This window comes from Nocardia sp. NPDC060220 (genome assembly GCF_042727815.1).
GTDB lineage: Bacteria > Actinomycetota > Actinomycetes > Mycobacteriales > Mycobacteriaceae > Nocardia.
This window is the reverse complement of sequence record NZ_JBHWZY010000824.1, coordinates 1-3,030: the sequence shown is the minus strand read 5'-3', so window position 1 is coordinate 3,030 and position 3,030 is coordinate 1. Positions and strand designations below refer to the sequence as shown.

Below are 3,030 nucleotides of genomic sequence, written 5' to 3'. Positions count from 1 at the left end.
GGGCGAAACGGACCCTGGACGAGCTGGCGATCGTCAGCCAGGCCAAGCCGACGGTGCGCCGCGACGGCGTCGCCCAGCAGATCTCCCCCGGCGAAGTGGTGCTCGACGATCTGATCGAGCTCGGCCCCGGCGACCAGATCGTGGTCGACGGTGAGGTCGAGGAGGCCGCCGCGCTCGAGATCGACGAATCGCTGCTGACCGGCGAGGCCGACCCGATCGACAAGGGCGTCGGCGCGCCGGTGATGTCGGGCAGTTTCGTGGTGTCGGGTTCGGGCGCCTACCGCGCCACCAAGGTCGGCAAGGACGCCTACGCGGCGAAACTGGCCGAGGAGGCCAGCAAGTTCACGCTGGTGCACTCCGAATTGCGTTCGGGCATCGACAAGATCCTGAAATTCATCACCTACCTGCTCATTCCCGCCGGCCTGCTCAGCATCTACAACCAGCTGGTCTCGAGCGGGGAATCGTGGCGCCCGGCCGTCACCGGCATGGTCGCGGCGTTGGTGCCGATGGTCCCCGAGGGCCTGGTCCTGATGACGTCGATCGCCTTCGCGGTCGGTGTGGTCCGCCTGGGTAAACGTCAGTGCCTGGTGCAGGAATTGCCCGCGATCGAGGGCCTGGCCAGGGTCGACGTAGTGTGCGCCGACAAGACCGGCACGCTCACCGAGAACGGTATGCGCCTGGCGCAGGTCGAACCGCTCGGCGCGTTCGACGAGGCACAGGTGAAGGCCGCGCTGGCCGCGCTGGCGAGCGACGATCCGCGCCCCAATGCCAGCGTCCAGGCCATCGCCGAAGCGCTGCCCGACTCGCCCGGCTGGTCGCAGACCGCCGTCGCGCCGTTCTCCTCGGCCAAGAAGTGGAGCGGTATTTCCTATGGCGACCACGGTGATTGGCTGCTCGGCGCCGCCGACGTGCTGCTCGACCCCGACTCCGAGGACGCCGCCCACGCCGAGCAACTGGGCTCGTCGGGGCTGCGCGTGCTGCTGCTGGCACGCAGCGACCGTGCGGTCGACGCCGAGGACGCGCCAGGCCGGGTCGAGCCCGCCGCGCTGGTGGTGCTCGAACAGAAGGTGCGGCCCGATGCCAAGGCGACGCTGGAATACTTCGCGAGTCAGCAGGTCTCGATCAAGGTGATCTCCGGCGACAACGCCGTATCGGTCGGCGCGGTCGCCTCCTCGCTCGACCTGCCCGGCGGTGACCACGCCGTCGACGCGCGCACCCTGCCCGACGATCCGGCCGCGCTCGCCGACGTGCTCGATCACGAAACCACCTTCGGCCGGGTGCGTCCCGATCAGAAGCGCGCCATGGTCGGTGCGCTGCAATCGCGCGGGCACACCGTCGCCATGACCGGTGACGGCGTCAACGACGTGCTGGCGCTCAAGGACGCCGATATCGGTGTCGCGATGGGCGCCGGTAGCCCGGCCACCCGCGCGGTGGCGCAGATCGTGTTGCTGGACAACAAGTTCGCGACCCTGCCCTACGTGGTGGGGGAGGGGCGCCGGGTGATCGGCAATATCGAACGCGTCTCGAACCTGTTCCTCACCAAGACCGTGTACTCGGTGCTGCTGGCCTTCCTCGTCGGGCTGGCCGGTGTCGGCTCGCAGATCTTCGGCTACGACCCCATCGGGTATCCGTTCCTGCCGCGCCACGTCACCATCGCGGCCTGGTTCACCATCGGCATCCCCGCGTTCGTGCTCTCGCTCGCGCCCAACAACGAGCGCGCCCGCACCGGCTTCGTCGGCCGGGTGATGCGTCTGGCCGTGCCCTCGGGCGTGGTGATCGGCGTGGCGACGTTCGTGGCCTACCTCATCGCCTACGCCGGACCGGAAGCCACGGAAACGCAGAAGGTGCAGGCGGGCACCACCGCGTTGATCACGCTGATCATGATCGCGGTGTGGGTGCTCGTGCTGGTCGCGCGGCCGTATGTGTGGTGGAAGGTGGTGCTGATCGCGGTGTCCGTGCTGGCCTATGTCGCGCTGTTCACGATCCCGTTCACCCGCGAGTTCTTCAAACTCGACCCGTCCAACCCGCGCCTGACGCTGGCGGCGGTGGTCTGCGGTGTGATCGGCATCGTGCTGGTCGAGCTGGCATGGTGGGTGCAGGCGCGGCGCTCCGGCGGCGCGGGCAAGCTCTTTCCCCCGGTGGGCGCGCAGGGGGCGTGACCGGCCGCTGACGCGGGTCTGGTGGTTTCGAGAACCCTTGTGCCCGACGAACATTCGGTGTTGGAGTACCTTTGCCGGTTATGGAGGTATTGCTGCCGCTGTCGCACCGTCTCGGGACCACCCGGTGACCCCCGACGAATTGGATGATCTGTTCGCCGACCTCATCGGGCAGATCGATCGGCTCGACGTCGATGCGCTGGAATTGATGGCAGCCGCTTATGACCAGGCCGGAGATGTCGACCGGGCCCGCGAGCTGTGGGTGATGGCCGAGACGCGTCGCGGCAGTGATCGGCCGTAGACGCAGCGGCTCGGCGCGATCGAGCGGCGCGGACCTACTCGGTGGGAACCGGGCCGTCGTCGGGGCTCGGTGTGACGGTGTCGCTGCTGCCGGGAAGTAGGGGACTCACCGCGAACCGTCCCGCGACGGCGTCGGCCGGCAACGCCTGCACTGCTCTGACGCCGGGTTGTGTTGCCAGGTCACGTAATTGGGGCAGGGTGCCGCGCACCACGAGGCCCGCCGTGCACGCGCAGCCCGCACGCAGGCGGCTCTCGGTGACGTGCGCGATCGCGGCGCTGCGCTCGTCGCGGAACTGCTGGGCCGCGACCAATCCCGCGGCTGCCTCGCCGGACTTCACCGCGGGTTCGTCACCGCCCGGCGTCGCGACGGTGATCACCGGTGTCTGCACCCGGTCGACCGGCACGTGCTGGATCACCCCGGAGATCCGCAAGCCGTCGGCCGTGGCCGGAAGCTGTTGGGGTGCGATGTATTCGGTGAACGACACCAGCGCCCAGTGCTGGTCGGTATCGGCGCCGTCGAGGGAAGCCTTCGCGTCGACCAGGTAGTGCTCGACCTGCTCGCCGGGCGCGGGCC

General features: G+C 69.1%; 3 protein-coding genes. 2 read left to right on the top strand and 1 reads right to left on the bottom strand.

Annotation, left to right across the window (positions count from 1 at the left end):
* Positions 1-2,159 (top strand): cation-translocating P-type ATPase (locus ACFWF3_RS30275; protein ID WP_379317075.1); only part of this gene is annotated, 2,159 nt, incomplete at its 5' end.
* Between the two features lie 124 nt (positions 2,160-2,283).
* Positions 2,284-2,457 carry a hypothetical protein gene (locus ACFWF3_RS30270; protein ID WP_378992616.1) on the top strand — a complete coding sequence of 58 codons (174 nt, stop codon included), beginning with the start codon at positions 2,284-2,286 and terminating at the stop codon, positions 2,455-2,457.
* 34 nt (positions 2,458-2,491) lie between these two features.
* On the opposite strand, the gene ACFWF3_RS30265 is transcribed toward ACFWF3_RS30270, so the two are convergent.
* A partial coding sequence (locus ACFWF3_RS30265) for a hypothetical protein (RefSeq protein ID WP_379317073.1) occupies positions 2,492-3,030 on the bottom strand: 539 nt, incomplete at its 5' end.